At 38.0% G+C, this 25224-nt stretch carries 26 protein-coding genes and 1 riboswitch; of the genes, 7 read left to right on the forward strand and 19 right to left on the reverse strand.

Annotated elements, in window-relative coordinates; genetic code table 11:
• Positions 1-3: 3 nt before the first annotated feature.
• The 15 genes from DL897_RS11190 to fmdA form a co-directional block, all read right to left on the reverse strand.
• Positions 4-1026: a GNAT family N-acetyltransferase gene (locus DL897_RS11190; protein ID WP_113659228.1), complete on the reverse strand. Its 1023-nt coding sequence runs from the start codon at positions 1024-1026 to the stop codon at positions 4-6.
• The gene (locus tag DL897_RS11195) at positions 1026-1931 is read right to left on the reverse strand and encodes a nucleoside-diphosphate kinase (RefSeq protein WP_240627397.1); all 906 of its coding nucleotides are present in this window, start codon (positions 1929-1931) and stop codon (positions 1026-1028) included. Before DL897_RS11195 ends, DL897_RS11190 begins: the two co-directional genes overlap by 1 nt.
• A 33-nt stretch (positions 1932-1964) precedes the next feature.
• Positions 1965-2717 (reverse strand): YqcI/YcgG family protein, encoded by a 753-nt coding sequence (locus DL897_RS11200; RefSeq protein ID WP_168188765.1) that lies wholly within the window; start codon positions 2715-2717, stop codon positions 1965-1967.
• Positions 2718-2727: 10 nt separating this feature from the next.
• Positions 2728-3483 carry a methyltransferase domain-containing protein gene (locus DL897_RS11205; RefSeq protein WP_113659231.1) on the reverse strand — a complete coding sequence of 252 codons (756 nt, stop codon included), beginning with the start codon at positions 3481-3483 and terminating at the stop codon, positions 2728-2730.
• A 3-nt stretch (positions 3484-3486) separates the two neighbouring features.
• Positions 3487-4605 carry an alpha-hydroxy acid oxidase gene (locus tag DL897_RS11210; protein ID WP_113659232.1) on the reverse strand — a complete coding sequence of 373 codons (1119 nt, stop codon included), beginning with the start codon at positions 4603-4605 and terminating at the stop codon, positions 3487-3489.
• A 15-nt stretch (positions 4606-4620) separates the two neighbouring features.
• Entirely contained in the window at positions 4621-5193 is a 573-nt protein-coding gene (locus DL897_RS11215; RefSeq protein WP_113659233.1) for a thiamine pyrophosphate-dependent enzyme, read from the reverse strand.
• Positions 5194-5730, reverse strand: a complete 537-nt coding sequence (locus DL897_RS11220) for a thiamine pyrophosphate-binding protein (RefSeq protein WP_113659234.1) — start codon at positions 5728-5730, stop codon at positions 5194-5196.
• A gap of 21 nt (positions 5731-5751) precedes the next feature.
• The gene (locus DL897_RS11225) at positions 5752-6531 is read right to left on the reverse strand and encodes a class I SAM-dependent methyltransferase (protein ID WP_168188766.1); all 780 of its coding nucleotides are present in this window, start codon (positions 6529-6531) and stop codon (positions 5752-5754) included.
• Between the two features lie 897 nt (positions 6532-7428).
• Positions 7429-8418, reverse strand: a complete 990-nt coding sequence (locus tag DL897_RS11230) for an ABC transporter substrate-binding protein (protein ID WP_113659236.1) — start codon at positions 8416-8418, stop codon at positions 7429-7431.
• A 15-nt stretch (positions 8419-8433) separates the two neighbouring features.
• Entirely contained in the window at positions 8434-9207 is a 774-nt protein-coding gene (locus tag DL897_RS11235; protein WP_113659237.1) for an ABC transporter ATP-binding protein, read from the reverse strand.
• Complete coding sequence (locus DL897_RS11240) at positions 9204-10235, reverse strand: FecCD family ABC transporter permease (RefSeq protein WP_240627399.1); 1032 nt, start codon at positions 10233-10235, stop codon at positions 9204-9206. The genes DL897_RS11235 and DL897_RS11240 overlap by 4 nt, the downstream gene beginning before the upstream one ends.
• A gap of 265 nt (positions 10236-10500) precedes the next feature.
• Positions 10501-10691, reverse strand: a riboswitch (cobalamin riboswitch).
• A 151-nt stretch (positions 10692-10842) separates the two neighbouring features.
• Positions 10843-11271, reverse strand: coding sequence for a DUF3221 domain-containing protein (locus DL897_RS11245; RefSeq protein WP_113659239.1), 429 nt, complete (start codon positions 11269-11271; stop codon positions 10843-10845).
• Positions 11272-11663: 392 nt separating this feature from the next.
• Positions 11664-12617 (reverse strand): magnesium/cobalt transporter CorA, encoded by a 954-nt coding sequence (corA, locus tag DL897_RS11250; RefSeq protein WP_240627387.1) that lies wholly within the window; start codon positions 12615-12617, stop codon positions 11664-11666.
• Positions 12618-12859: 242 nt separating this feature from the next.
• Positions 12860-13147, reverse strand: coding sequence for an FmdB family zinc ribbon protein (locus DL897_RS11255; RefSeq protein WP_113659241.1), 288 nt, complete (start codon positions 13145-13147; stop codon positions 12860-12862).
• Positions 13144-14343, reverse strand: a complete 1200-nt coding sequence (fmdA, locus tag DL897_RS11260) for a formamidase (RefSeq protein WP_113659242.1) — start codon at positions 14341-14343, stop codon at positions 13144-13146. Before fmdA ends, DL897_RS11255 begins: the two co-directional genes overlap by 4 nt.
• A 319-nt stretch (positions 14344-14662) precedes the next feature.
• Here fmdA and DL897_RS11265 point away from each other — a divergent pair, with 319 nt between their 5' ends.
• Positions 14663-15523, forward strand: a complete 861-nt coding sequence (locus DL897_RS11265) for a DUF421 domain-containing protein (RefSeq protein ID WP_113659243.1) — start codon at positions 14663-14665, stop codon at positions 15521-15523.
• Positions 15524-15744: 221 nt separating this feature from the next.
• Here the strand turns inward: DL897_RS11265 and DL897_RS19070 are convergent, their stop codons facing one another.
• Complete coding sequence (locus tag DL897_RS19070) at positions 15745-16011, reverse strand: zinc ribbon domain-containing protein (RefSeq protein ID WP_206186516.1); 267 nt, start codon at positions 16009-16011, stop codon at positions 15745-15747.
• 1013 nt (positions 16012-17024) lie between these two features.
• Here DL897_RS19070 and DL897_RS11280 point away from each other — a divergent pair.
• Both DL897_RS11280 and DL897_RS11285 read left to right on the forward strand, forming a co-directional pair.
• Complete coding sequence (locus tag DL897_RS11280; protein ID WP_113659245.1) at positions 17025-17732, forward strand: serine/threonine protein kinase; 708 nt, start codon at positions 17025-17027, stop codon at positions 17730-17732.
• Between the two features lie 231 nt (positions 17733-17963).
• Entirely contained in the window at positions 17964-18926 is a 963-nt protein-coding gene (locus DL897_RS11285; protein ID WP_113659246.1) for a cation diffusion facilitator family transporter, read from the forward strand.
• Positions 18927-19025: 99 nt separating this feature from the next.
• Here the strand turns inward: DL897_RS11285 and DL897_RS11290 are convergent, their stop codons facing one another.
• The gene (locus tag DL897_RS11290; RefSeq protein WP_113659247.1) at positions 19026-20381 is read right to left on the reverse strand and encodes a D-serine ammonia-lyase; all 1356 of its coding nucleotides are present in this window, start codon (positions 20379-20381) and stop codon (positions 19026-19028) included.
• Positions 20382-20788: 407 nt separating this feature from the next.
• On the opposite strand from DL897_RS11290, the gene DL897_RS11295 reads away from it, so the two are divergent.
• Positions 20789-21607: an HAD family hydrolase gene (locus DL897_RS11295; protein ID WP_168188767.1), complete on the forward strand. Its 819-nt coding sequence runs from the start codon at positions 20789-20791 to the stop codon at positions 21605-21607.
• 123 nt (positions 21608-21730) lie between these two features.
• A complete protein-coding gene (locus DL897_RS11300; protein ID WP_113659249.1) occupies positions 21731-22543 on the forward strand; it encodes a uroporphyrinogen-III synthase in 813 nt (270 codons plus the stop codon).
• A 427-nt stretch (positions 22544-22970) separates the two neighbouring features.
• Here DL897_RS11300 and DL897_RS11305 read toward each other — a convergent pair whose 3' ends face one another.
• Positions 22971-23525 carry an RNA 2'-phosphotransferase gene (locus tag DL897_RS11305; protein ID WP_113659250.1) on the reverse strand — a complete coding sequence of 185 codons (555 nt, stop codon included), beginning with the start codon at positions 23523-23525 and terminating at the stop codon, positions 22971-22973.
• 303 nt (positions 23526-23828) lie between these two features.
• Between DL897_RS11305 and DL897_RS11310 the strand changes: the two genes are divergently transcribed.
• Positions 23829-24137: a DUF3817 domain-containing protein gene (locus DL897_RS11310; RefSeq protein ID WP_113659290.1), complete on the forward strand. Its 309-nt coding sequence runs from the start codon at positions 23829-23831 to the stop codon at positions 24135-24137.
• A 49-nt stretch (positions 24138-24186) separates the two neighbouring features.
• Here DL897_RS11310 and DL897_RS11315 read toward each other — a convergent pair whose 3' ends face one another.
• Positions 24187-24369 (reverse strand): hypothetical protein, encoded by a 183-nt coding sequence (locus tag DL897_RS11315; RefSeq protein WP_113659251.1) that lies wholly within the window; start codon positions 24367-24369, stop codon positions 24187-24189.
• 219 nt (positions 24370-24588) lie between these two features.
• On the opposite strand from DL897_RS11315, the gene DL897_RS11320 reads away from it, so the two are divergent.
• Positions 24589-25185, forward strand: a complete 597-nt coding sequence (locus DL897_RS11320; protein WP_113659252.1) for a metal-dependent hydrolase — start codon at positions 24589-24591, stop codon at positions 25183-25185.
• The last annotated feature ends 39 nt before the right edge of the window (positions 25186-25224 follow it).

Consider the following 25224-nt stretch of genomic DNA (forward strand, 5'->3'; position numbering starts at 1 on the left):
TTACTACACATGGCGTATACAAGCGTAGAGATGAATTGGTTGCATGCCATAGCGAAGCTTAAAGTCCGCATTGCGTCGTCCAGCCTCCATGATTTTTTTTCCAGATGAGATCGCTGCTTCCACTTCACGATAAAATAAGACATAGTTAGCGGCAAATGATGTTTTGGCTGAATAATCCGCTCCACCAGCCCAAGTGTGAAAGCATGTCTGATCCTGCAAACAGATCGAAGTAGCGATTAAGCGATCTTTCAAATTCACCCCAAGGATACGTAGACTGTCTCCAGCCGTTCGCAAAAAATGTTCTAACTCAACATATGGGTAATAGCCATCATTTTTATGTTTTCGAGCGATACCATGGCAAAGTGCTGCGACCTCTGTAGTCATTGCAAAAGGTGGCACATGATCTGTAAAAGTCACGCCTTCTTCTCTCGCTTTCCGAACGTAGCGAAGCAGGTTTTTACGTGGTCGGCTACGTAAGGAACTGAGATACTCATCCATCGTGGTAAACTGAGATAGGTCAAGAATATAACGAGTTTCCGTCTGAACTGCTACATGTCCCGCCGCTTCCAACATCGGGATTAATTGCTCTGAATCTGCCACATTGACAAATCCACTCCATTTTGCGCCATACTCCCGCGCTGTCTCCGCCATTACATCTGTGATAAGCTGAACCAAAGGTTTACTTAAATAAGAAGCTGGTAATCTAGTATCATAGCAATACCAAAAATGAGTTAACAGGATGGGCGCTTCTTCCCCTTCTGGTACTCGAACCGCTTGTGATAGTACTCCTAACGGATCGCTCCATCGAACTAAGTAACTCGGCAAAACCGCTACACATTTACCGCTTTCCACCTCCCTCACCACGACATAGACAAACCGCTCCACCGGTTGTAATGGTTTCTTTTCATAGGCATATAATAACTCGTGCCGATAGAAGACAGAGGCATTTGCCTCATCGATCACTGTGTTCCACTCCTCTGATTTAACACTGGATAATGATTCCAGTACCTCGACCTCCCACATCATTAGAATAGCTCCCGTAAAATCTCATGGCGCTCTCTCCGCCGCGTGGGTTGGAAATACATGGACGTATTAAGCACCAATAGTTCCCATCGATCCATTTCGATACCATACCCTCGAAGCATCGTTTCCACACTAACCATGTCAAGACGGGGTGCATCCGGCAAAAATTCACATTCTAGGATTCCAGCCAGCGGATGTTTAAGACCATATAACAATTCCTCCGCCAATCGCTTTCCTGTTCCTGGTGCCACCCAAGCTTCTATTCCCTGCTTCTGCAAGGATCGAACCATCTCCCGACCCGTTGGAGTCAATTCCGACCAGAGCGCGACAACGATTTTAGCACGCAATCCGGCCAAGACCGCATCATAATCACGCATTTCTTTTGGATAGGACATTTCGAATGACTCCAACAAATCCCAAATCGTACTGTCGGTTTCCATCTTGGACGTCTGTAGAAATTTCCGACCACTGCGAAAAAATATACGGCTCTCACGTTCCGATTCTTCTGGTGTATCCGATGAATGCATCAATCCAAGGATACTGTTCAATCCATAAAAGTCATGGCGAATTGTTCCTGATAGTGCTTTGTAAGGATGACTATTTCCTTTCATTTGCTTCATTCGTTGATGACTGTCTTCTCCATTCAAATGGTTATGAGTCAATAGTACGACTAAACAAGGTCCGAAATTGAACAATTGATCAACCAAGCGGTAACGATAGGTATCCCACACATGTTCAATGTTAATCTGATATAATGCGTCGAGGTCTTCAGAAGTAACATAAACTAGTTGATACTTTTGTGGCACAAAGCCGTTTGCATGAAACCGTTCTAGGATAGGTCGAGCCAAGTGACGTACCAATGCATCGGGTGTCAGCAACACGAACAAGGAGTTCTTCCAATTGACCATTGTCACTACAATTTCTCCTCTCTCTAAATCATTCTATTGATGAGAAAAAGGACAACTCCCCAACACTTCAGACTGATCATCTGGCAAAAAATATTGCTTCCATTTATAAATTGACGATTGTTGCGCCAAGCCAAGACTTTCATGAACTCCCACCGTATCATAAGCTTTCAAACGGGCACGGATCAGCGTCTTAGCAGACTGGCCAACTTCCGTGTCACCTCCTATTCCTTGGAATACGTTTTTTGATTGTAGGATCATTACCATGCAATCACCCAAATTACGACTGCGTCTAGCATGATAAGCTGGGCACCCTGCGAATACAAACAACGGTTCTCCATGGTAGCAGAACTCCCATTTCGGATGTTCGGTATTTATAGGAACATGCTCAGGCCAAGGCTTTTGATCAATCTGATGCAACCGGCGCAATATATCCCAGAAACGGTCCCTATATTCATCTAAGGAAAGTCCCTCTTCTGAAGGACCGATAAAAACAATTAGAGACATCCTATGATGGGTTTGTTCCTTTACTTCCCGCAAAAACCTCCGTATTGCTTCTCCTAAACAAGGCAATTCTTCCGTCACCTTTGCCCATTTCAGATAATAATATCGGTTATTTCCCTTGACTTCTCCTTCTACTCCAAACGTACAGGGATAGTGGCGTCCTCCGTCACCTAATAATCTCTCTCGGTATTGACGATATGCGATTTGCACCCAGGTAGGCACCTGTTGATTCGATTGTTCTAAATCTTCTGATCCAAGGAGCTTTATGTTTTGATAGATATTCATCATCTCCCTCCTATCTACTCTCTGGATGCTTCAACAGCCAAATCTGCATGCGACTTTCCTCTGTTAGCGGCGTTTCGTCAAAGTCCCCCCATACTGATTCAATCTGCCAACCTGTCCGTTCCACCAATGATCGGATTTGTTCGGGAAACATATAGAAAAATGACAACTCGGGAAAATAGCGCTTTCCAGTTACTTCTCCGTTGGGCGCTATGGATTCGATAATCCCATGTAGTACAAATTCCTGTCGCTCATAACTCTTGACTTCACTAACTTCATAGATTGCAAACGAATTCGTACGTCCACGGTAGATCTGTGCCCGATCCCTCATTTTAATCTTGTCAAGATCTGGTACAATCGTATCAAAAGCGAAATACCCTCCAGGCTTCGTGTTCTGCAAAATCGTTCGGAACACAGTTTCCCGGTCATTCGGTTCAATATGGCTGATCGTATTAAGTGGCGCGTATGAAAATCCCGCTCGCTCAGGTAGGTGGTACAATTTCAAATCAGCTTCAATCAAGTAGGGGCATGAAGTTCCCAGCCGCTTACGACATTTTTCTAACATTACGGGAGAGAAATCTACCCCATAATCAGGGGCAACAGTAGCTGCTACACGACCATCTCCGATCCCCAATTCAACGGTCGGGCGGTTGAACCGTTTAGCCAACAATTGATAGAAGCGCTTGTCCTCAACATCAACCAAACCATGCCATAATTCCAGCAATTCAGACCATTGGTCAAATGGATTCGCGCTCTTTGATTGCTTCATCTTTTATTCCTCCCTATATGTTTCAAACAAAAAAGATGAATCTAATTGAGATGGTGTTGTTACACCAAGGACAGATAGTCCAAGGAACAGTTCCTGACGCAATAGTTCGAACGCCAATGTTGCTCCCTCTTCGCCTCCAACTGCCAATCCCCATAGCATTGCTCGTCCAACCAAGACAGCACGCGCTCCGAGCGCTAATGCAGTGATTACATCCGTTCCCCGGCGAATACCAGAATCGAGATACACTTCCACCTCATCCCCAACTGCCTTTACTACATGATCTAGAACGTCAATCGTTGCTGGAAAGCGATCTGACTGACGACCACCGTGATTTGACACCACAATTCCAGATGCACCGTAAGCTATCGCCTTCAGTGCATCCTCTGGACACATGATCCCTTTGATTACAATTGGCAAATGGGTTACCGTGCGCAACCATTCGATATCTGACCATACAGCTCCTGGGTTTGGAAAGATCTGATCAAGCTTAGTAAGAGCTGCTACAGAGCTCTCCTTATCTCCATGATCCAACAGTGAACGAAATACAGGATCACGTAGAATAGCTGCCTTCCCCGTTTCAAACCGCCGAAACCGATTGCGTACATCTCTCTCCCTTCGTCCAACACGGGGAACATCCACTGTTACGACAATCGCTCGAAATCCCGCTGCTTCCGCTCTCCGTACCAAACTCAAGGTCACAGAACGATCCGCCATCAAATACAATTGAAACCAACGAACTCCGTTTCCATTAGCTAGAGCTACTTCTTCAATACTTTTCGAAGCAAATGTAGACAAGCAAAATCCGAATCCCATCCGATTAGCTGCCTTTGCAGTGGCAACTTCCGCATCTGGATGAGCCATATGCTGCATACCAACTGGTGCTGCCAAAATCGGGGATGCAACCTCAGATCCTAATACTTGCGTGGTTAAATCGATCTTCTTTACCCCAGACAAAACTTTTGGTATCAATTGCTTTCGTTCAAATGCTTGCCGATTCTTACGCAATCCTGACTCATCCCCAGCACCACCAGCACAATAATCATAATAAGTTGGTAACATTCGCTTCTTAGCTAGTTTTTCTAGATCATCAATATTGACAACTCCCTGTAGGTCATCCAACATCGATTCACCTCCTTATTAATACAACCGTTGGCGAACTGTCTCTTGGAAGCGATCACGAATTTCCACCGGTTGATATTTGACACGGGGATGGACGACGCGCTCCTTTTCAACGGTACGTACCACGATATAACTCTTCTGTTCGGAGTTTAGTGCTGTCATCAATGCTGCTTCCAATGCCTCTAAACTTTCCGGACTATACACCCGGTCATAGCCAGCCCCAAGCGCGACCAATCCAAAGTCTACTACTGAAGACAAAGTTTTTTGCCCGCCCGTCGTATAATAGAGCCCATTATCGAGCACGATGTGAACAAACATTCCTTTGGCCGCATTCACAACAACAGGATAACCGCTCATACCCATCAAAGCATTGCCATCCCCTTCGACCGTGACGACTGGTTGACCTGTACTATGCGAAAAGCCGGCTGCAAGTGTTGGACAAAGTCCCATTGAACCGACCATATAGAAAAAACCATCATAATCATGCAGCGCGCACATTGTCCGTGCATTATACCCATTGCCAATGAATAAAAATGCTTCTTTTTTCTTCGTACAACGTGCAATTAAATCCAACACTTCTTCTCGAGTCATTTAAAAGTCCCCCTCCGCAAACTTCTTCGGAATACCAAGTACAGCAACAGGACTGGATTGTGCATTGGCCAGTTCTAGAGCCTTTTCGATGATATCCAGTAAGGAGTTGGGGTCATGCTCATCCAACACCACATCGATCGATTCGATACCTAAGACATCAAGTAGGGGTTTCAAAGGTTCACCGATAGCGTTATGATGGACTACATCACGACCTTTATATCCCGCCCATGCGATAAATAAAACCATTGGAATCTCATAGGTTATTGCCAAACTGGTCAACACATCTACAGCATTACCGATCCCGGAACTCTCCATGAACACAAGTGGACGCTCCCCAGCTAAGTAAGCACCAACAGCTAACGAAACTGCGTTGTCCTCCCGCGTAGCCAAAACATAACGCTTACCTAGTTCATTTGCTTCCAATTCGGTAATAAGTGTTTTAAACTCAGAATCTGGGACACCAGTCACAAAAGTGAAACCCCTTTCAAAAATTCCCTTGGCCAAAGTGGTTTGTTGATGGAAGTTTGCATGTTGCACTTTGCTTTTCCCCTCCTTTTACTAACAGCTTGTCTTATGGGCGACCAACCAAACCATTTGATAGCGGAATGTCCACTCTCCATCCGCTTTTTCTTGAAAATGTTGCAAATAGAATGGGTCGCCAGATTGCTGACCGCTTTTTATTTCTTTCAAAATTTGCTCTTCCATCTTAGGATCGGTTCCAGCATCAGCAAACCAAGCGGTTAGAGAACGCAACACTTCATCATGTAACACTGATGACACTGTAAATCCTACACCTTGTAACCGCTCTACCAATTCGGAGATCGGAAGTGTACGATGATGACTAGAATCACGCATCGTTTCCAAGCGGTTATGTTTTTCCGCAAACTCATCATTTTCGTATGTCGTGTTATCTAAGATCATCAACCGACCACCCGACTTCAACACACGGAACATCTCCGAAATGGCAAGCTCGGGCTGTTCCATATGATGCAAGGCTCGTGAACAAGTAACTAAGTCAAACATTTCATTGGCCACTGGGATTTGTTCGGCATTTCCCGTGATAAACAATGGACGAGCCTCTGATGATTTGAAACTATCTACTGCACGCTCTAGCATTGTAGAAGTTACATCTAAGCCAACCAATACCTTTACTTTTGTCGCTAAGGTCAGTAGTACAGCTCCCGTACCCGTTGCTACATCTAGAACATAGTCATTGGGTTTCGGATCAGCCAGACGCAAAATCATATCTTCCTTAAGGCGACGTGCTTGCCCCTGTTGATACTCTGTAGCAATTGCATCAAACTTCTTAACGATTTTATCAAGATGGTTATTTGACAAAGAAATACCTCCCTTAATTTGTTTAGCAAATACGTCGAATTACATTAAAAATCAGCGATGGACTCTAATTCTTCATTTTGGAAAATACGGTGCGTAGGATAAACAATAGCTAGAAGAAAAGCAATAAGGAATTGGAGCATTTGGAAGTGTAAAATAATAGAGTAGTTTTATTAAAGATCAACCGATTCATTATGATTCTAATTCGATAGGTTCTCTCTGTAGAAGATCGTTATCTTTAACTGCTATATACCTAGTTCTTCATAACGATCTAAAATCACAAGCGTTATATCAAACTTCATATTCTTATTTTTATCCACAACACATCCTTTCCGTTAATTCAAAATAAAACAAATTTATAATATATAATTAGACATCACATTAAAAAAATCCTTCTGAAAATAAATTAAAATATATTTTTTCTGAATATATATTATGAAAAATTTAGAAAATTAAAAATATAAATGTATTATCACCATTGTTTTAATATCCATTATCTACATAGTACTTAAATAAAAAAACATCTAAATCACTTTAGATGCCTTTTATTAGTCCGAATATTCATAATTTAATTTTAACATTCACCTACCTGTTTTGAGATTTCTAAAAACAGTGATACCAAAGAGTGGTTCAACTAGGCTTGGTAAAGCCATAAGTCCATTCATCGTATCTTAAGCATCCCTCATGAGGTTAATTTACTGGAATGATCTCCTTCTTAATCTGGCTTACTTACTACCTATTATCGAAATAATTACAAGACAAAGCCGTTGTTTAGATCACAACGGCTTTGTTTACTGAAGAAGGTATTATGGTATCGTTCCTTTTCCCTCCTAATTAATAGCATAGCCATTCAACAGGTGAAGGGAATTAAGTATATTAGCACTCTTGTGTATATCAGGATCACTCATTCATACGTTCAGGATAAAGTCCCTTAACTAATAACTTTAATGTTTGAGGAGCTCGAATTCCTTCGGCAGCTGCAGAAAGAGGAAGTACAATAAAACGCTTATTTTTAATCGCAGGGACAGCAGCAAGCTCTTTTTTAGCAAGAAGTATATCTTTTTTTTGCTGGACAGTTTTATCTCCATAGTCAACGATGACAATCACTTCTGGCTCACGCTCAACTACTTCTTCCCAACTAACATGGGCCCAGCCTTTTTTAATATCAGCAAATATATTTTTACCACCAGCTAGCTTAATTAGGTGAGTCATATAATTATTCGCTGCTGTCATCGCTTTATCTTCCCCACTATCATAAACAAAAACTTTTTGTGTTCTTCCGATTTTCTCGATTTTCTTAGTTGTTTGTTGAACCTCTTGTTTCATTTGATGAATGACTTCATTTGCCTTCTTATCTACATGAAAAATCCGCCCGATATTTCGAATATCTTGATATACATCCTCTAAGGTAGGAGAGGTTTTGTTCGAAGATTCCTGAATATATGTTTTAATGCCTGCTTGTTCCAATTCTTGAACAGTACCTAATGATTTTTCTGTAAATGCACTTGACCATCCTGCATAAGCAAAATCAGGCTCTGCAGCCAAAAAGGCTTCTTTGGAAGGATACTTTTTGGCTAACACTGGAATTTTAGAGTAAATCTCCTGAAATTCTGGTAAGATTTGATCATCTAGATAAGCCGTACCGACCATCGATTTCTCCAGTCCTAACGCCAACATAATCTCAGTAACATGCTGATTTAAGCTTACTGCTCTCTTAGGTACATCTGTATATGTAGTGGTCTTTCCCATATTGGTAATCACCACTTTTTGCGGTGATTGATCAGAAGGTACATCCCCTGCATGAGACTTTTTAGCACTACTACAAGCTGATATGATGCTCAAAATACACAAGAGTACAGTTAGACGAAAAATCATTTTTTTTATGCTCATATGTTAATCTCCTTTTTAGCTTACCTGATCCGAAATAAAGGTTATGTGCGGTTTTCCAGTTTTAGCATGAATTACAATTTCTGTTTCTACTCCAAATACTTCTCTTAGTAAGTCAACAGTTAATACTTCCTTAGGGGTTCCTGATCTCACAATCTGTCCACTCTGCATGACATATAGATAATCTGTATAGATAGAAGCAAGATTTAAATCATGTAATGCGGCAATGACAGAGACATCCAAATTTTTAACAAGGTTAAGTAATTGAAATTGATAACGAATATCTAAATGATTAGTTGGCTCATCTAAGATAATTAATTCGGCTTGCTGGGCAAGAGCTCTTGCGATTAATACACGCTGCTTCTCTCCCCCTGATAAGCTCATAAAACTCCGTTTGGCGAATGCTTCCATATTGACACGAGCCAAAGCTTGTTGCACGATAACATAGTCATCAATCGTATCTGATTCGAATAAACGTTTATGTGGTGTTCGACCCATCAAAACCATTTCTTGCACCGAAAAATCAAATGCCTCAGTAGCTTCTTGACTAACGATAGCCATATGTTGAAAAACGTAGCGTGAAGATAATGCTTCTATATCTTGATCAGCTAATTGAATAGACCCCGAATTTGGCTTAAGAACTCGGTAGATCGTTTTTAACAAGGTTGATTTTCCACTCCCATTGGGGCCAATAATTCCTACAAACTGGCCAGCCGAAACATGAAGGGAAATATCTTGAATGATCGGTGTTTGCATGAAACTAAATGAGACATTTTCTAATTTGAGATTCATCGATTTGCTCCTCCAAAAGAATAGGTCTGGCGCCGTAAAAGCCAAATAAAGAAAGGTCCTCCACACATTGCTGTTACTACTCCAATAGGCAGTTCTTGCGGAGCGAAAATTAACCGTGCTAAGACATCGGCCCAAATAGTGATGATCGCTCCCAGAAAAGCGCTAATTGGCAAGACTCTACGATGATCGGATCCGATTAAAAAGCGTGTAATATGAGGAACCATTAGGCCAATAAATCCGATAGCACCACTTACTGCCACAATGACCCCTGTAACTAAAGATGAGATTAAAATCAGTACTTTACGAAAAGTATCTGTATTAATCCCCAGTGTCGTTGCAGTTTCTTCTCCCATCAACAAAGCGTTCAAAGAACGATATTGAAAAAGCAGAAAAAACAATCCAAATAGTACAACAAAGCTAGGAATAGTCAAATATTCCCATTTCGCACCTGCTAAGCTTCCCATCATCCAAAACATCGCATCTCGAATTCCTTGTTCATTGGGTGCCATCGTCACAATAAGGTTAGTAATAGCTGATAGAACCATCGATACGGCTATACCTGATAAAAGTAGGCGTGTGTTGTTCACCCTCCCACTTGTTTGAGCCAAAATATAAACCATGATCATTGATAGTAAGGCACCGAGAAAAGATCCAATTGATAACGCATATTGCCCGAATAATGGTAAGGCTCCAAAAATAATAACCAACGTAGCTGCTACAGATGCACCAGATGAAACACCAAGAATATAAGGATCAGCTAAAGAATTTCGCACTAATGCCTGAATGACTGTCCCCACGATTGCGAGTCCACTTCCGATCACTACTCCTAACAATACGCGTGGTAACCGGATATTCCAAACAATATAGTCCTGTGCTTGGCTCCAATCCTGCTCCACCATCCCACCTATCATAGGGAAATGTGATAATATGATTTTCCATACGGTTAAAGGGGTAATTTTAACAGGACCAAGCATGACTGCCAAAGTTACTGATACGAAGGTGATTCCTGCAAATAGAAAGAGAGCCATTTTAAACCATCGTTTTTGTTTTTGATACGGTTGTTTACTTGGATGGCCAGTTGCTATTTTTCGATTTTGTACTTGCTCTTGAACACTTTTTATAACTGGACTGCTCATGAAGTAACTCCTTATTATGTTTTCAATGAAAAAACCTCGTCTTCGCAGACGAGGCCAGGGTACCAATTTATATACGACTTCCATTTTGTAAGCGACAACATTACACAAATAGACAGTAAGCCGTTTTATTGTACACCTCTCCTCTCCGCGAAGGCATCTGGGTGTGGCAAACTAGGTAGGTCTCCTGACTTCCAGTTCATCACGCTCTTTTGCCTTCCCCGATGATATCCATCGAGTGGCATATATAAAAGAGAACTCCCTGGTTACAGTGGCGGGACCGTTCGGGATTTGCACCCGATTCCCTGTTACCCTTTGCTTAAACAAAGGCACCTAGTCGCTTCATATAAAATTATCATTATATCTAATCATTTCATATAATAACATTAAAAATAGATTGTTGATAGATGGTATCCATGTTTTCCGCCTATAAATAGTCTTTTTTATTCAGTTATAATCTAGATTCTACTCCGGGTTTTAGATAAATCATTACCTCAAAGTTTCATGGCTGAACTTTTTCATATACGACATACTTGGCAGTGGTTTGGAATGGATAGGACTCTAGAATTTCTCCAACTGACCATACCTTCACTCTAAATCCTTTTTGCAAGTCTGATTGTTTTCCTTTTTTATACTCTTTTCCATCGAAGACTAAATACTCTGTGTTCTTATTTAATGAAATATGACCTTTACTTTTGCTTGTACCCATTTTTCCTTCAACAACAATGATGTGCTGATCTATATCAGTGATAACTCCATCGATAGTTGGAGGATTTTTTTTCGTATAAGAAACTCTCTTATCCTCTAAGGAAACCTGTTTAGATGGGTCTTTTGGCTTCTCTTCTATGTTGGTACAACTAACTAAGATCATCAAACAAATTACTTGCACTATGATTATACAAACAGCTGACTTCTGACTTATCCTTCTCATGAAAATCCTCCCTTATTTGAGGATAAATCCTCTTTAGCAAACCGGATATTAGATAGAGGTTGCCCTCTTCGCTTTCCCACTCACTCCCGTTTGGTGCAAAAGTCGATCCTACACAAAAACGATTCGCGGCTTCATCTAGGAATGATCTAGGTTTTGGTTCCAATTATGCAACATGCTTTAGATATTTTATTACTTCTTAGATAAGTCAAAAATATCATGTCCATCATGGTTAGTCAAAAGAAGGAATGAAAAAATAAAATGTTTAGAGATGTCTTCTTAATCAGCTGTTTGCTTTCTTATCTGATCACTTTACTCTGAGATTCCTTTAGGAGATGCCGTTTATTATCTCATCGATTTAAGAATATTCCTATTTATAAAATAAAAATATAAAGCTAATCTTGGTCAAACCATCCTTTATATTTAAACCACAAAAAAAGACCCGATCCGATTATAGCCATTACACCCAAAATAATAAAGTAACCATATCTCCATTTTAACTCTGGCATGTAATCAAAATTCATTCCATAAATTCCTGCAATAAAAGTAAGTGGCATAAAAATAGTTGTAATAACTGTCAATGTCATCATGATTTTATTCATACGATAAGAATTTAGCGACAAGTAGCTATCTCGAATATCTGCTGTAATTTCACGACTCGAGTCGATCATATGAGAAAGTTTGATCAGATGATCATAAATATCACTAAAATAAACACGTTCTGTTTGCAGAATCACTCTTTCCGAATTAATAATCCGATATAATAATTCACTCATAGGGACTACACTACGTCGTAATTTTGATAAATTACTACGAATATGATAGATTTGATCAATAGTTATTTTTGTTGAGACTTTCTGGGCTGAGCTTTCTATTTTTGCTAATTGATCTTCTATATTTTGCACAAGTGGAAAGTAAGCATCAACAAGCTTATCAATAATTTTATAAGCAATTATACCCGGCCCTTTTTGTTTTAAATCCTGCTGTTGACTCACCCGCTCACGAACTTCATCAATTTCTACTAATTTAGCTTTATGAAAAGAAACCAAATAACGTTCAGAAACAAATAAATCAACTTCTTCTACTCTCAAATCAGCTGCTTTAATCGCATGTAGAACAAAAAATCGATAATCCTCGTAATAGTCTAGTTTAGGACGTTGTAAAAAATGCAAACAGTCTTCAATCGCTAATGGGTGAAATCCAAAAAAGTCTTTTAAGTATGATGTTTCATCAAAGGTCGGAACATCAAAGTCCACCCAATACCAATCAATTTCCGGGTGGTTTAGTTGTTGAATGGGTAAATCTATAACCATCGTACCATCTTTTTTTACAGCCATGGTATGTATCACATCAGCCCCTCCTTTTTTATTCATAGTATTTGTACCGCAGTATAGATAATTCTATCTTTTACCATCGTAATCAATAAAATGAACAAAAAACCATCATAAAAAGAAAAGAAAATGAAGTAATTTTCTTACATGATAAGCATATATAGTCATTTATTTCTCTGGTTGTATATCCTAAAAAAACACCTTTGCCATACCGTTTGATACGATTGGAAAGGTGTTTGTTTCTTTGAGTCTAGCTTCATTTATAATGAATGACCGATTTGCCAAGGACGAGCTTTAACAGAATGTCGGTGATGATGGTGATGTTGTCGCGAACCAGATAGTTCCTCTCGTTTCTTTATTTTAGGAAGGGCACTATCTTCAATCCGCTTACGTACCGCATGAGGGAAGGACATCAGACCTGGTGGATAAAAGACTCGGTTTGCAGCTCCTTTACAGGTAGGGCAGCTAATTTCATTTTGAACTTCAGTAAGGCGGAGCCAACATTCAAAAATCCCACATTTTCCACACTTGAAGGCATATAGGATCATAAAACACCTCTTCCATCCAACTTTGGTCGAATATCGTTATCAAAGATCGAAGTAGGAATAGCGATAGTACAACAAGCATTAGGAACATCCACAATTCCCGCGATTCGTCCCTCAACCGGGGCAGTCCCCAAGAGCATATAGGCTTGTTCTCCAGTATACCCTATCGTTTTTAGATATTCGATTGCATTTAGACAAGCACGTCGATAAGCAACATGTGCATCTAAATAGAGCTGCTCTCCTGTCATCTCATCAACAGAAATTCCTTCAAAAACTAGATACTCAGAAAAGTGAGGTTCTACAGGTCCTGGTTGGAAAAAGGGATTATTCACAATACCATATTTGGCCATTCCACCTTTAATTATGTCGACATGTAGATCTACCCAACCTGGCATCTCAATTCCACCACAGAAGGTAATTTCGCCATCACCTTGCGAGAAGTGGATATCTCCCAATGAAAGTTTAGCCCCCTCAATAAAGACAGGAAAATATATACGAGAGCCTTTAGATAAATTTTTGATATCACAGTTTCCACCGTTTTCACGAGGCGGAACTGTCCGAGCCCCTTCTCTAGCTACACGCTCAAATTCCGCTCCTGTTAAACTACCTAAAACCGCACTGTCCGGAGTAGGGAGGTTAGCTAATGTTGGGACACGATGAGGATCTTTAGAGACAAGTGCTTGTTCACGTTTATTCCATTTATCAAGCATTTCGTGAGAAGGGGCAACACCAATTAGTCCTGGATGAATAATGCCAGGAAATTTTACCCCTGGTATATGACGGGAGGTCGTATAAATACCATAAAAATCCCAAATAGACTTTGCCGCTTCAGGATAATGCTCGGTTAAGAAACCTCCTCCATTTTCCCGTGCAAAAATACCATTAAATCCCCATTCAGCTCCTGGAAGTGCTCCAATATCTAAAATATCAACAACGAGAAGGTCTCCAGGTTCTGCACCATTAATCCAGAACGGACCACTTAATACATGTACTCTATTCAAGTTTACATCTCTAATATCTGAAGGATCATCATTATTTTGGACTTGTCCATCAGTCCAATCTTTACACTCGACTCGAAACACATCTCTAGGATTGACAGAAGTTACAGCAGGAATATCTGGATGCCAGCGGTTATGTCCAGGAGTTTCTTGTTCGTCCATCGGCTTAGTTAAATCAACTTTAAATAATACATCTGGCATAATTTCCACTCCATTTAATGTTCATTAAGTTAATATTACTATTATTACCAAGAAAAATTTATACTAACCAAATCAAATAATTAAAGAGGTTACCCTCTAAAAAAGCCGATCATCACTTTTCCACTCACTTCTCGAGCCTCATCCAGACCATAGAGCTTTTCTCGTAGAACGCATATAAATATCGGACTAATTCCTCCTTCTGTCCCCTTATTGGGTTATTTTTATTAATAAAAGGAAATAAATAACCAAAATTGAATGTATATATTTTTATCATTCCCTGTTCAAATCTATAATAAGATCTTTATGAAGGGAGAAAGTCATGCCAGATTGGTTAGAGATTGCTATTAGAACTCTTGTAGCTGTCATTGCCCTTTTCATAGCTACAAAGATCTTAGGAAAAAGACAAGTTTCACAACTGTCCTTTTTTGAATATATTACCGGAATAACAATAGGAAACTTAATAGCCTATACTTCCCTAGAATTACAAACATCTTGGTATTTAGGAATTATATCTTTGATAGTTTGGGTTAGTATTGCTTTAGGAATTGAATTTTTACAGTTAAAAAGTAAAACAGCAAGAACCTTCATTGACGGAAAGACAACTGTATTAATTCAACAAGGAAAAATCTTAGAAGAAAACTTAAAAAAAGAACGTCTCACCACGGATGAGCTTTTAGAGCAGTTACGAAAGAAAAACGTTTTTCTCGTGTCAGATGTCGAGTTTGCTCTGATTGAACCGAGTGGAGATTTTAACATCCTATTAAAAAAAGAAAATCAACCACTAACACCGAAACACCTAGGAATCGAAGTAGGTCCTACACAAGATCCCCAAGCAGTCATTATGGATGGAAATATATTAGATGAGCCGCTTTCCCATCTTGGATTGAACCGTCACTGGCTAAAGACGGAATTAGAAAAGTTAGGTGTCACACTGGAAAATGTTTTTCTTGGTCAAGTTGATTCATATGGACAGTTATATGTTGATCTATACAATGATCAGATCCAAGTTGCACAACCACAAGAAAAAGCTTTATTACTTGCTACATTAAAGAAATGTGAAGCTGATCTCGAAATGTACAGTTTATCTACCAATAATCCAAACGCCAAGGCAATGTATGCTACTTGTTCGGAGCAACTACAAGATGTGATACGGGAAGTGAAACCTCTTTTAAACAGATGAGAGACAACAGATGGTTTTATCCCTGCCAAGTAAACACAAAAAAAGAAAGGGATTATTTATTTTGGTTAAGCAACCTTAGACGTGAACTACATCGCCATTGAAATGGCGAGCTTCTCGTTTCATTGAACCGACCCATGTCGTGTTCTCCACGAAGGCATGAACCATGCCTATGGTCATTTTAGGATATTGCCTTTTTGAGAATATTTCTTGCGGCATTAATATCACGATCTTCTACATAGACATAAGAGCATTTGTGAATTCTGTCTTTCCATGTCTTTTTTCACAATCTGACCACATTCTGAGCAAGTTTGTGACGTGTTGTATGGATCAACTTGTATCACTTGCTTACCAGCACTTTCAGCCTTGTAAGTAGTGAACTGAACAAGTTGATTCCATCCAGCATCAACAATACTTTTCGCTAGGTTGTGGATAGGCAAAACTATTATAGAGATTCTTTCCTTTGAAGCGAGGATAACCAGCCTTTTCACCCTTTTTTAACCGACGAAAAAATGCTTTGAATGCTTTGTCTAATCGCTCGCAAACATTTTGCAGTACTTGTGAGTGTACTGCTTGAACTCTGGAAGTTCTTTTTTAACTCTTGGCAGCTCTTTTTTCTGAGTATAAAAAGTCAAAGAAATATTCCTCTTTTTATAAGCAAGTTTTCTCTGTTCAAACATCGAATTACACAACCAACGACATAAGTCTATGGTTTGTTCAGTCGTTTCCATTTGCTCTCTAGTTGAATACACGATATATTCTTAATAAAACATTTACATATATTTAATATTATCAATTAAATATTTACAAAATAAATTCTTGATACCAGTTGAAAATTTGTACATCAAACCTTTATAATATTGTTTGAATAAATTTTATAAAGTAAATGAGGGATATTAATTGGCTATACCCGATTCACCTGACCCGAGAAGTGTACAGCTAAATTATAATTGGATGCTTTTAAACGATTTACTTATTTCAAATACAAGATCTTTCATCTTTTCATCCTCAGAAAAAACACTCCCTTGGAGAAATCTCCTTCTTCGATCTATCCACAAAAAAGTATCAACCGTTTTCTATTATCCTAAAAATGGAATGTTTGTTATGCCCATTTTTCAGACACCTCACTATCCTTTTTTTCATTTTCTTTTAAATAAACCCTTACTTAATCAATCCATTCATTTTTTACTTATCACAAAGCTAAAAGTATTTTTAAAAGTTCTATTCATTAAGATGAAGCGATGAAAACTATTTTTTAAAAAGGTGTTCAAGCCTATTAATAAGTTTATTGGAAAAGAATTGAATAATATACATTTTTCGGTTGGATTATTAGATCAATCTCAGACTTAAAACCAATCGATTTTAGCATGAAAAGCCGAAAAGAATGGGTTCAAAAAGGAAAAGCATTTCTTTCGAAGGCAATCTTATCTATATTTTTATTATCGATTTTCTGGAAAAAATGATATATATGTAAATATCTATTATAAAGATGCAGGTGAAAAATGTGAATGACCTTATAGACGAGATCGACTTATTACAAAATCAGATACAGCAAGTGGAATTGACTATTCTACCTGGAAATCAACTGATTCATGTAAATCATATCCCGACCGAATTAGCTTTTGTCGGGAGAGGAACTGATGCGGTTGTTGTAAGGCATCCTAACTTTCCGCATTATGTATTTAAAATATTCCCTCAACCATATCTAAATAAATTAGAAAATGAATATATAGCTTATCAAAAATTAGGGGATTCTCGATTTTTTTCACGTTGTTATTATAAAGGGGAAAACTACTTAGTCTTAAGATACGAATCAGGTCCAACACTTTATGATTGCTTACTTCAAGGTATAATTATCCCTAAAAAAATAATTGAAGATGTAGAAAAAGCCCGAATTTATGCTCGAAATATAGGATTATACCCCCAAGATATCCACCTTAAAAATATCCTATTACAGAACGAGCAAGCTAAAATTATCGACGTCTCTGAGTATATTCATCCCAATGGAGACCAAAGATGGGAGCATTTATACCAAGGATATCACCAATTTTATCCACTCATTAAAGGAAAGAAAATTCCTGTATGGGTAATGGAACGGGTCAAAAAAACTTATCTAAACCAAGCAGATGGAAATTTTTCCGTTATAGAGTTTGGAAAAAATCTTTTGCGAATGCTAACAATAAATCCATCGTATCCAAATGATGATAAATAAATAGACTCAATAAAGGAGGATAACTGCTACAAAACATAGAGTAATTGAAATATATAAAGCCAAGTCTATAGTTTATAAATAATAATCACTTATCAAAAATTATAGATAGGTACCATATGGATTCCTATAGAGTCGGATAGCTCGGTATCAGTAAACCAGTTTTAAGATAGGTACAGTAAAAAATTCTAGACATGGTTATTATATAGACTATGTATTTAGTAGCAGACTTAAATGGAATCAATCTGGGACTTGATAAAAAAAGGGAATATCTCATCACTAACTGCAGCATTGGGAAATGTGGTTCTTGCTCTTATCAAGGGAATCGCAGCAACGATCAGTGGAAGTGGAGCTATGTTTGCATCAGCTATGCATTCAGTAGCTGATGCGGTGAACCAAGGATTTGTCTTTGCAGGAAGTGTTTTGGCTGAGAAAAAGCCAACACGTCGATTTCCTACTGGGTTTGGACGGGTGATAAATATTTTTTGTATGGTGGCAGTTATTGTTGTTAGCATGATGGCTTATGAAACGATTCGAGAAGGAATTCATTTGATCCGTCACCCGGTCGTATCCAAAAGTTTTGCTTTAAATGCAACTATATTATTGATCGCTATCTTCATAGATGGTTATGTTTTGCTAAAAGCGATGAAAGAAATTACAAAGGAGGCACGGGTTCAGGCAAAAGGCTTTCAAATCTTCACTGCTAGCTTTCTTCATGTAGGACGAGCAGCTCCCCCTACTCGGTTAGTTTTTTATGAGGATATTGTAGCTACTTTAGGTGCACTGTTTGCTTTGATTGCTGTTGTTTTATCACAGTATACACCTTTTAAGCAAGCAGATGGAATCGCCAGTATTCTCATTGGTCTATTAATGGTCGGTGTAGCCTTTAAAGTGGGATACGATAATATGGTTGGACTAATTGGTGTTGCTGCTCCAAAAGAAGTAGAAGACAAAGTAGCACGGATCATTCTTTCCAATTCAAATGTTACGGATATTAATCGAATGAGAATATTACAAGAAGGACGTTTTTACCATGTAGAAGGCTATATTGAATTACGCCCAGGTTTGATACTGGCAGATGCCGATGATATCAAGTTTCAAATTCGGGATCAATTACTATCAGAGCCAGATATCTCAGATGTGATATTAGCCATTATTGAAGATAACGGAATAAAAGATTGGCCACCAGAAAAATAAGGTAATATCTACAAATCATTAGCAAAATGATATTGAGTTCTTACCAATATATAAAAAACCTCTAGCATTCACGCTAGAGGTTCCCATTCATCATATCTTCTATTTTAGATCATTCTTAGCTAACCACAATCCTTTTTCGTAATACTCGTTCATAATGTTCCGCGGAACCAATTTTCCTCCTGTTGCCCAAACAACATGAGTCGCTCGCTCCCATTTATCTTTTAATTGATGTTTGGTTAGATACTCTTGTCCAGTCTCTGTTGTAGCTAATTGTATGGCCCCAACCATTCCTGCTAAAGCTGATGGTTCTAAAGAAATTTGTTCATGTTCGATTAAAGCGCTTAATAATACAAATAACCTATCGTCTTCGATTGTATATATTCCACTTAACAATCCTTCCATCACTTTACCAACAAAGCGCGAAGGTCTTCCAACTGCTAGTCCATCTGCTTCTGTTCGATTATCAATTCCAAAATCTTGAACAGCGATTTGATCATGTAAACCAGTTAAAAGCCCTAATAACATACATGGTGAATGAGTAGGTTCAGCAAAAAAACAATGGACATGATCTTGATAGATTTGCTTTAATCCAAAGGCAATACCGCCAGGGGCACCTCCTACACCACAAGGAAGGTATACAAATAAAGGATGGTTTTGGTCCACCTTTACTCTTAGTTCTTCAAGCTGCTTTTTTAAACGAGCAGCTGCTACTGCATAACCCAAAAATAGATCCAGTGAATTTTCATCATCGATAAAGTAACAGTTTGGATCAGCTAGTGCCTGTTTTCTTCCTTCTTCAACTGCTTTACTATAATCAGAAGTGTATTCAATAACATGAACACCCTTACTACGTAGTAGCTCTTTTTTCCATTCTTTTGCATCAGCAGACATATGAATGGTTACTTGAAAGCCGATTTTTGCGCTGACCATTCCTATACTTAGGCCTAAATTACCAGTTGATCCCACTGCGATCGAGTATTGATTAAAAAAATTACGGAACTCTTGACTATCCAATACTTCATAGTCGTGTTGTGTCGTGATTAACCCATGAGTTATGGCTAAATCTTCAGCATATTTTAGCACCTCATAAATGCCACCTCGTGCTTTAATTGATCCAGCGATCGGTAGATGGCTATCACATTTTAAAAGAAATGATCCAGGGATGTTTTGCTTATATGTTTGTTCTAGATATTTTTTCATCCGTGGTATCGGAACAAGTGGCGATTCAATAATTCCATTCATCTCTTTTGTTTCAGGAAAAGCTTTCATTAAATAGGGAGCAAATCGCTTCCATCTTTCTGAGGCATCTGTAATCTCCTGTTCTCCAACCGGAAGTTGGTCTGTACGGAACTGTCCAAATTTCGAATTCATCCAAAATACTTCTTCCGTTTCGATCAATGATGATAACAAAGGAAAGTCAGTTATCCATTCTTCCACTGTTTTTCCTTGAATCATTTTTCTTCTCCCTCCTTTTCCTTCCTAATTAATTATATAGCCTAAGTCTTAATTTGTATGGATAGAGAATAGCGAATCTACGAAAAAACTTAGATTCACTACAAAGTTTACAATTAGGTAACAACCTAGAAGTTTGTCTCGGTTCGCTTTCCTACTCTTCGGAATAGCCGTAGCAATCATGCTTTTGCTTTGGGGTCTTTCCCACAGAGATTTCCATCATGGATACAATTCTGTGATGGATCATCCCATATATAATATTCCAAGGATTCCTAAATCCATTTTCATTCTACGTTTTCCAAAGAAAAGAGCCGAATCAATTTACTTATTTAATAAAATTATGTTAGTATGAAATAACTTCGACAAAACTATTTTCTTTGTGTCCTCATATTGAAAGGAATGGATCATCCGTGCCTAGCTTAAATTATCTTTTTTTAGCCTCTGATTTAGATGGAACTTTATTGTTTAATAATCAAGTCTCAGATATTAACCGAAAAAGTATTGAAAAATTTCAAAGCCTAGGAGGATCTTTTACGATTGCTTCTGGTAGAAACTATAATGAAGCGAAACATATTATAGAACAGCTGAATATATCCTTACCCGTCATTCTGTGTAATGGAGCTGTTCTTTACGATCCAAAACTAGATGAGATTATTCCAATAAAAACACTAGATGTTAAACTCGCTATCGATATAGCTTGTGAATTAGATGTTGATTTTGTAGAGAGCGATGTTTTTGTATTTACAATCGATCAGATTTATGCTACAAAGGTGAGTCCTTATACGTTAAACATAACTAATACCAATGATTTTCGTATCCAAGTCATTTCATCATTCCGAGAGATCCCCCAGCAGCAAATTATCAAAATCGTTACTATTACAAAACCTGAAAATATGTCTTCAGTGATTAACCATATCGAGCAAAAAAAATGGCCTACTGACTATGTTCAAACAGGAGATGACTTTTTTGAAATCGTTCCGCAAGGTGCTTCAAAAGGAAAAGCGATCTCTCATGTTCTAAGAGAGCTTCAAATCCCCAATGAAAAAGCGGCTGCTATTGGCGATCACTGTAATGATCTTTCGATGGCTGAACATGTTGGATTATTTGCCGCGGTAAGCAATTCCCATCCAAGCACATTAGAAAAAGCAAATCTTATCGTTCCTTCCAATATGCACGATGGTGTAGCTCATTTGATCACCAATCATCTCATTCATCCCTCTCAGGTTTAAACCCATCCCTCCTGTGCTTATGTACCACCCTAAGTATAGGGGGGTTTTTCTAGCATCCATTCCGCAGTAAGCCTATAATATTAATATGATTTAATAATAAAATTGGGAACGGGGAGGTAACCGATGAGTAGAAAGAAGCTAGCTGATAAACGCATCGTTTTAACAGGTACACGAAAATTAGAAGAGATGAGTAAATTAGTCGAAAAACAGGGAGGAATTCCTCTTATTCGTTCTTTAAGTACCACTATTTTTTATGACGATATAGACATTAAAACACAATTATTTCGAACCATTCATGAAAATATCGACTGGTTTATCTTTACTACTGGAGTTGGGATCAATCAACTCTATCAAACAGCCCAACAAATGGGACTTAAGAACGAGTGGATCCAAAAGTTAAAAGAGGCCAAAGTAGCTGGCCGAGGTTATAAAGTAGCCCATGCATTAAAAAAATTAGGTGTAGAACTTACCGTTCGTGACGAAGATGGAACTACTAATGGCTTAATTCGCCCACTTGAATCTTATCCTCTACAAGGTCAAAAAATTGCTCTACAATTATATGGAGAATCATCTTTATCATTAGTAGAGTTTCTACAGCAGAAAGAGGCTAATCTGTTTGAGATTCTTCCCTACCAACAAATACCACCGAATGAAGAAATATTAGAAACTCTATTACAGGAGATTTTAAATCAAGAGATTGATGCGGTTACCTTTACTAGCGGTACTCCAGTGCAATTTCTCTTCAAGTACGCTAGAGAAAAGGGACTATCATCCGAATTACAAAAAGCTATTTCGTCACATGTAGTAATTGCAGCAGTTGGTAAATATACCGCAGATTGTCTTCGTAAAGAAGGAGTTGAACAAATAGTTACTCCAGAAGAAGAAAAAATGGGAAGTATGATTGTAGCATTAGCTAATCACTTATCAAGTAGATGATACAAGAAATAGTCCATTTATGTTAATGGACTATTTCTTGTATCATCAAGATTGATCTACTTTTTGGATAAGGAGACCTTTAATGTTTGAATTTTCCCTTCTCTATTTAATATGGCTGTATCACCCCCATTTAATGAGAAGAGATTTCCATCTGCTCTACGACCAATTGACAACCCATTCAGTATGTAATTCATTGTCAATTAATTTTGTATTCCATAAATGATGAAGTGCTTAATTCTTTTTTAAAAAAATATCGAAAATTTTCTGAATTGGAGCCGACCAAATCAGAAAGTTCAAAGTAGCGATCCAAAATAGTCATATGTATTCCCCTTATCGATATATTCTATTGTTCTATAATTACAGAACAATAGAATTGTAGTATTTCATCTGATATAAGATAAATACTTGCTTTTTAACAAAAGTTATTTTACTTTTCCAGTATCTGAATATACCTTACTGGAACATGATCTGTTAACCACACTTCTCCATTATCGGACAGGAAGAATGGATATCCATCTTTTGCCATTTGCTCTGCTTCTATTTTAAGTATAATGGCTTTTCCATATCTACTTCCAACCTGTAAAGCCATTTCCTGAGAAGTAGTTAAATGAACAAACTGCCTATTCTGCTTTGTTAAACCTTCAATTAAAATCGAAGGAAGAAAACGGGTCGCTGTCCCATGTAAAAGAAATAATGGTGGAACTTTTTTGTGGTAACCTAATTGAACTTGCACACTATGACCATAATTAGCACGAATTTTTTTTCCATCAGGGCTAATAGAAAATCGTTGCTTATCATTTTGTCTTACTATATCTAATAATTCTTCTACTTGAATTTTAGTACCATGCGCCTTTGAAGCTGCTAACAATGTGTCAATCTCTACCCATCCTGATGGATCAAGCTGAATTTGAATTTGTTCGGGATGATGACGTAATATAAGACTTAAAAATTTACTAATTTTTTTATATCGTTTTCCATTCACTGCAGTCTCAACCCCTTTTTATAAAATGATTCGTATAAGTAGCGTAATTCTGTTTCCTATTTTAAAATTTCTAATTTAACCTATGAGTGAAAAAACATGAATATAGTTTGAACAAATTGTTACATTAATAATCATAAAGAACTTTTTGTTTATAATAAGTTTGAAAAGACCATTCATCGAATTAGCTACTTTCTTTTACACAAAAAAGAGTGTAATTTTACAGGAAGTATGAAAATGGAGAAAATAGCGTTTAAAAAAAGTCCGATGAATGGACTTTTGACAAAATACGTTGGAGGTCAACAAATGTTACAAACTCCTATTGGACGTCTTCGTATCATCGGTTTTATCGAAGGCCTCTCATTTCTCCTACTTCTAGGGATCGCTATGCCTCTTAAGTATTTAGCAGATATCCCAGAATTTGTAACCATAACCGGTTGGATTCACGGTGTGCTTTTCGTACTTTATCTCGTCGCTGTTGCCCATGTTACTGTTGTTCATCGCTGGTCATTTGGAAAAATAATAGGCGCTTTAGCCGCATCCGTTCTTCCATTTGGACCATTTGTACTTGATGCAAAACTTTTACGGGACAACGACCATACTGCAAAAGGTTAAAACTAAATACTTTAGAAGAAATAAAAATAAATATAGTTTAACATGGAGCCTACCGATGGGTTGGCTTCTTGTTTTCTGTGGAAGTTTCATCTTCTAACGAGCTTACTTCATGAGCAGGAATATCAATCGCTATATAATCGCCATCTTCTATATTACAGTCTGTTAACTCTATATCATTATTGTGTTTTATAGAAGAATCATTTTTTCGCTCTTCAGTTGGTTGATTATACACACTTTATCCCTCCAAATACCTTTATTTTCAGTCTTTCCAACTTTAGCAAAAAGAAATCGAAAATCAGAAGGAAAAGTTGATCCTACATAAACAATTCGCTCTAGCTTTACGTAATAGTTAAACTTTTATAAATTTCTTTTATGAAAATCCTATTTTTAGTTATAATGAATTAAATTTAGGAAATATAATGAATAGCGACTAAAGAAAGAAGGTGAATAGATGAGAGGATTTACTCATTTTGCAGTCGGATTAGCAGTTGGAGTTGGATTTACACTGGAAAACCAACCAGCAAGTTTGATTCATTCACTTATAACAATTGGATCAGCTGGCTTGGCAGCTGTATTACCTGATATTGATATAGAAAAAAGTACGATAAATAATTTATTGTTCCAAAAGTTAAAAAGCCATCAACGTCGCTTTGCTTTAGGTTCGATTGGAGCATTATTTATGCTTGGCTATTTTGTATATCCTCAACTACCCAGTTGGTTATGCTTTTTGGGGATATTTTTTATTGGTGCTGCGATAGCAAAACATCGTACATTGACACACTCTTTATTAGGTCTACTCTATGTTGCCTTTGTTGTTCATCTTGCACTTCCAACATACTTCTGGCCCATTCTTTTTGGATACGCCTCACATTTACTTTTAGATGCTTGTACTATCAGTGGAGTCCCATTGCTTTGGCCTTATCATTATAATTTCTCATTAAAACAGTTAGGAATTAGCATTCGTACTGGTACAACTTTTGATCATATGTTAGGTGTTATTGCTATATTAATTGTCGGATATGAACTATTTTTATTACTTTTTCGATAACATTCTCACTTATCCACTTTACCATGCTCAAGAGCCCCT

This window comes from Thermoflavimicrobium daqui, from assembly GCF_003313465.1.
GTDB lineage: Bacteria > Bacillota > Bacilli > Thermoactinomycetales > Thermoactinomycetaceae > Thermoflavimicrobium > Thermoflavimicrobium daqui.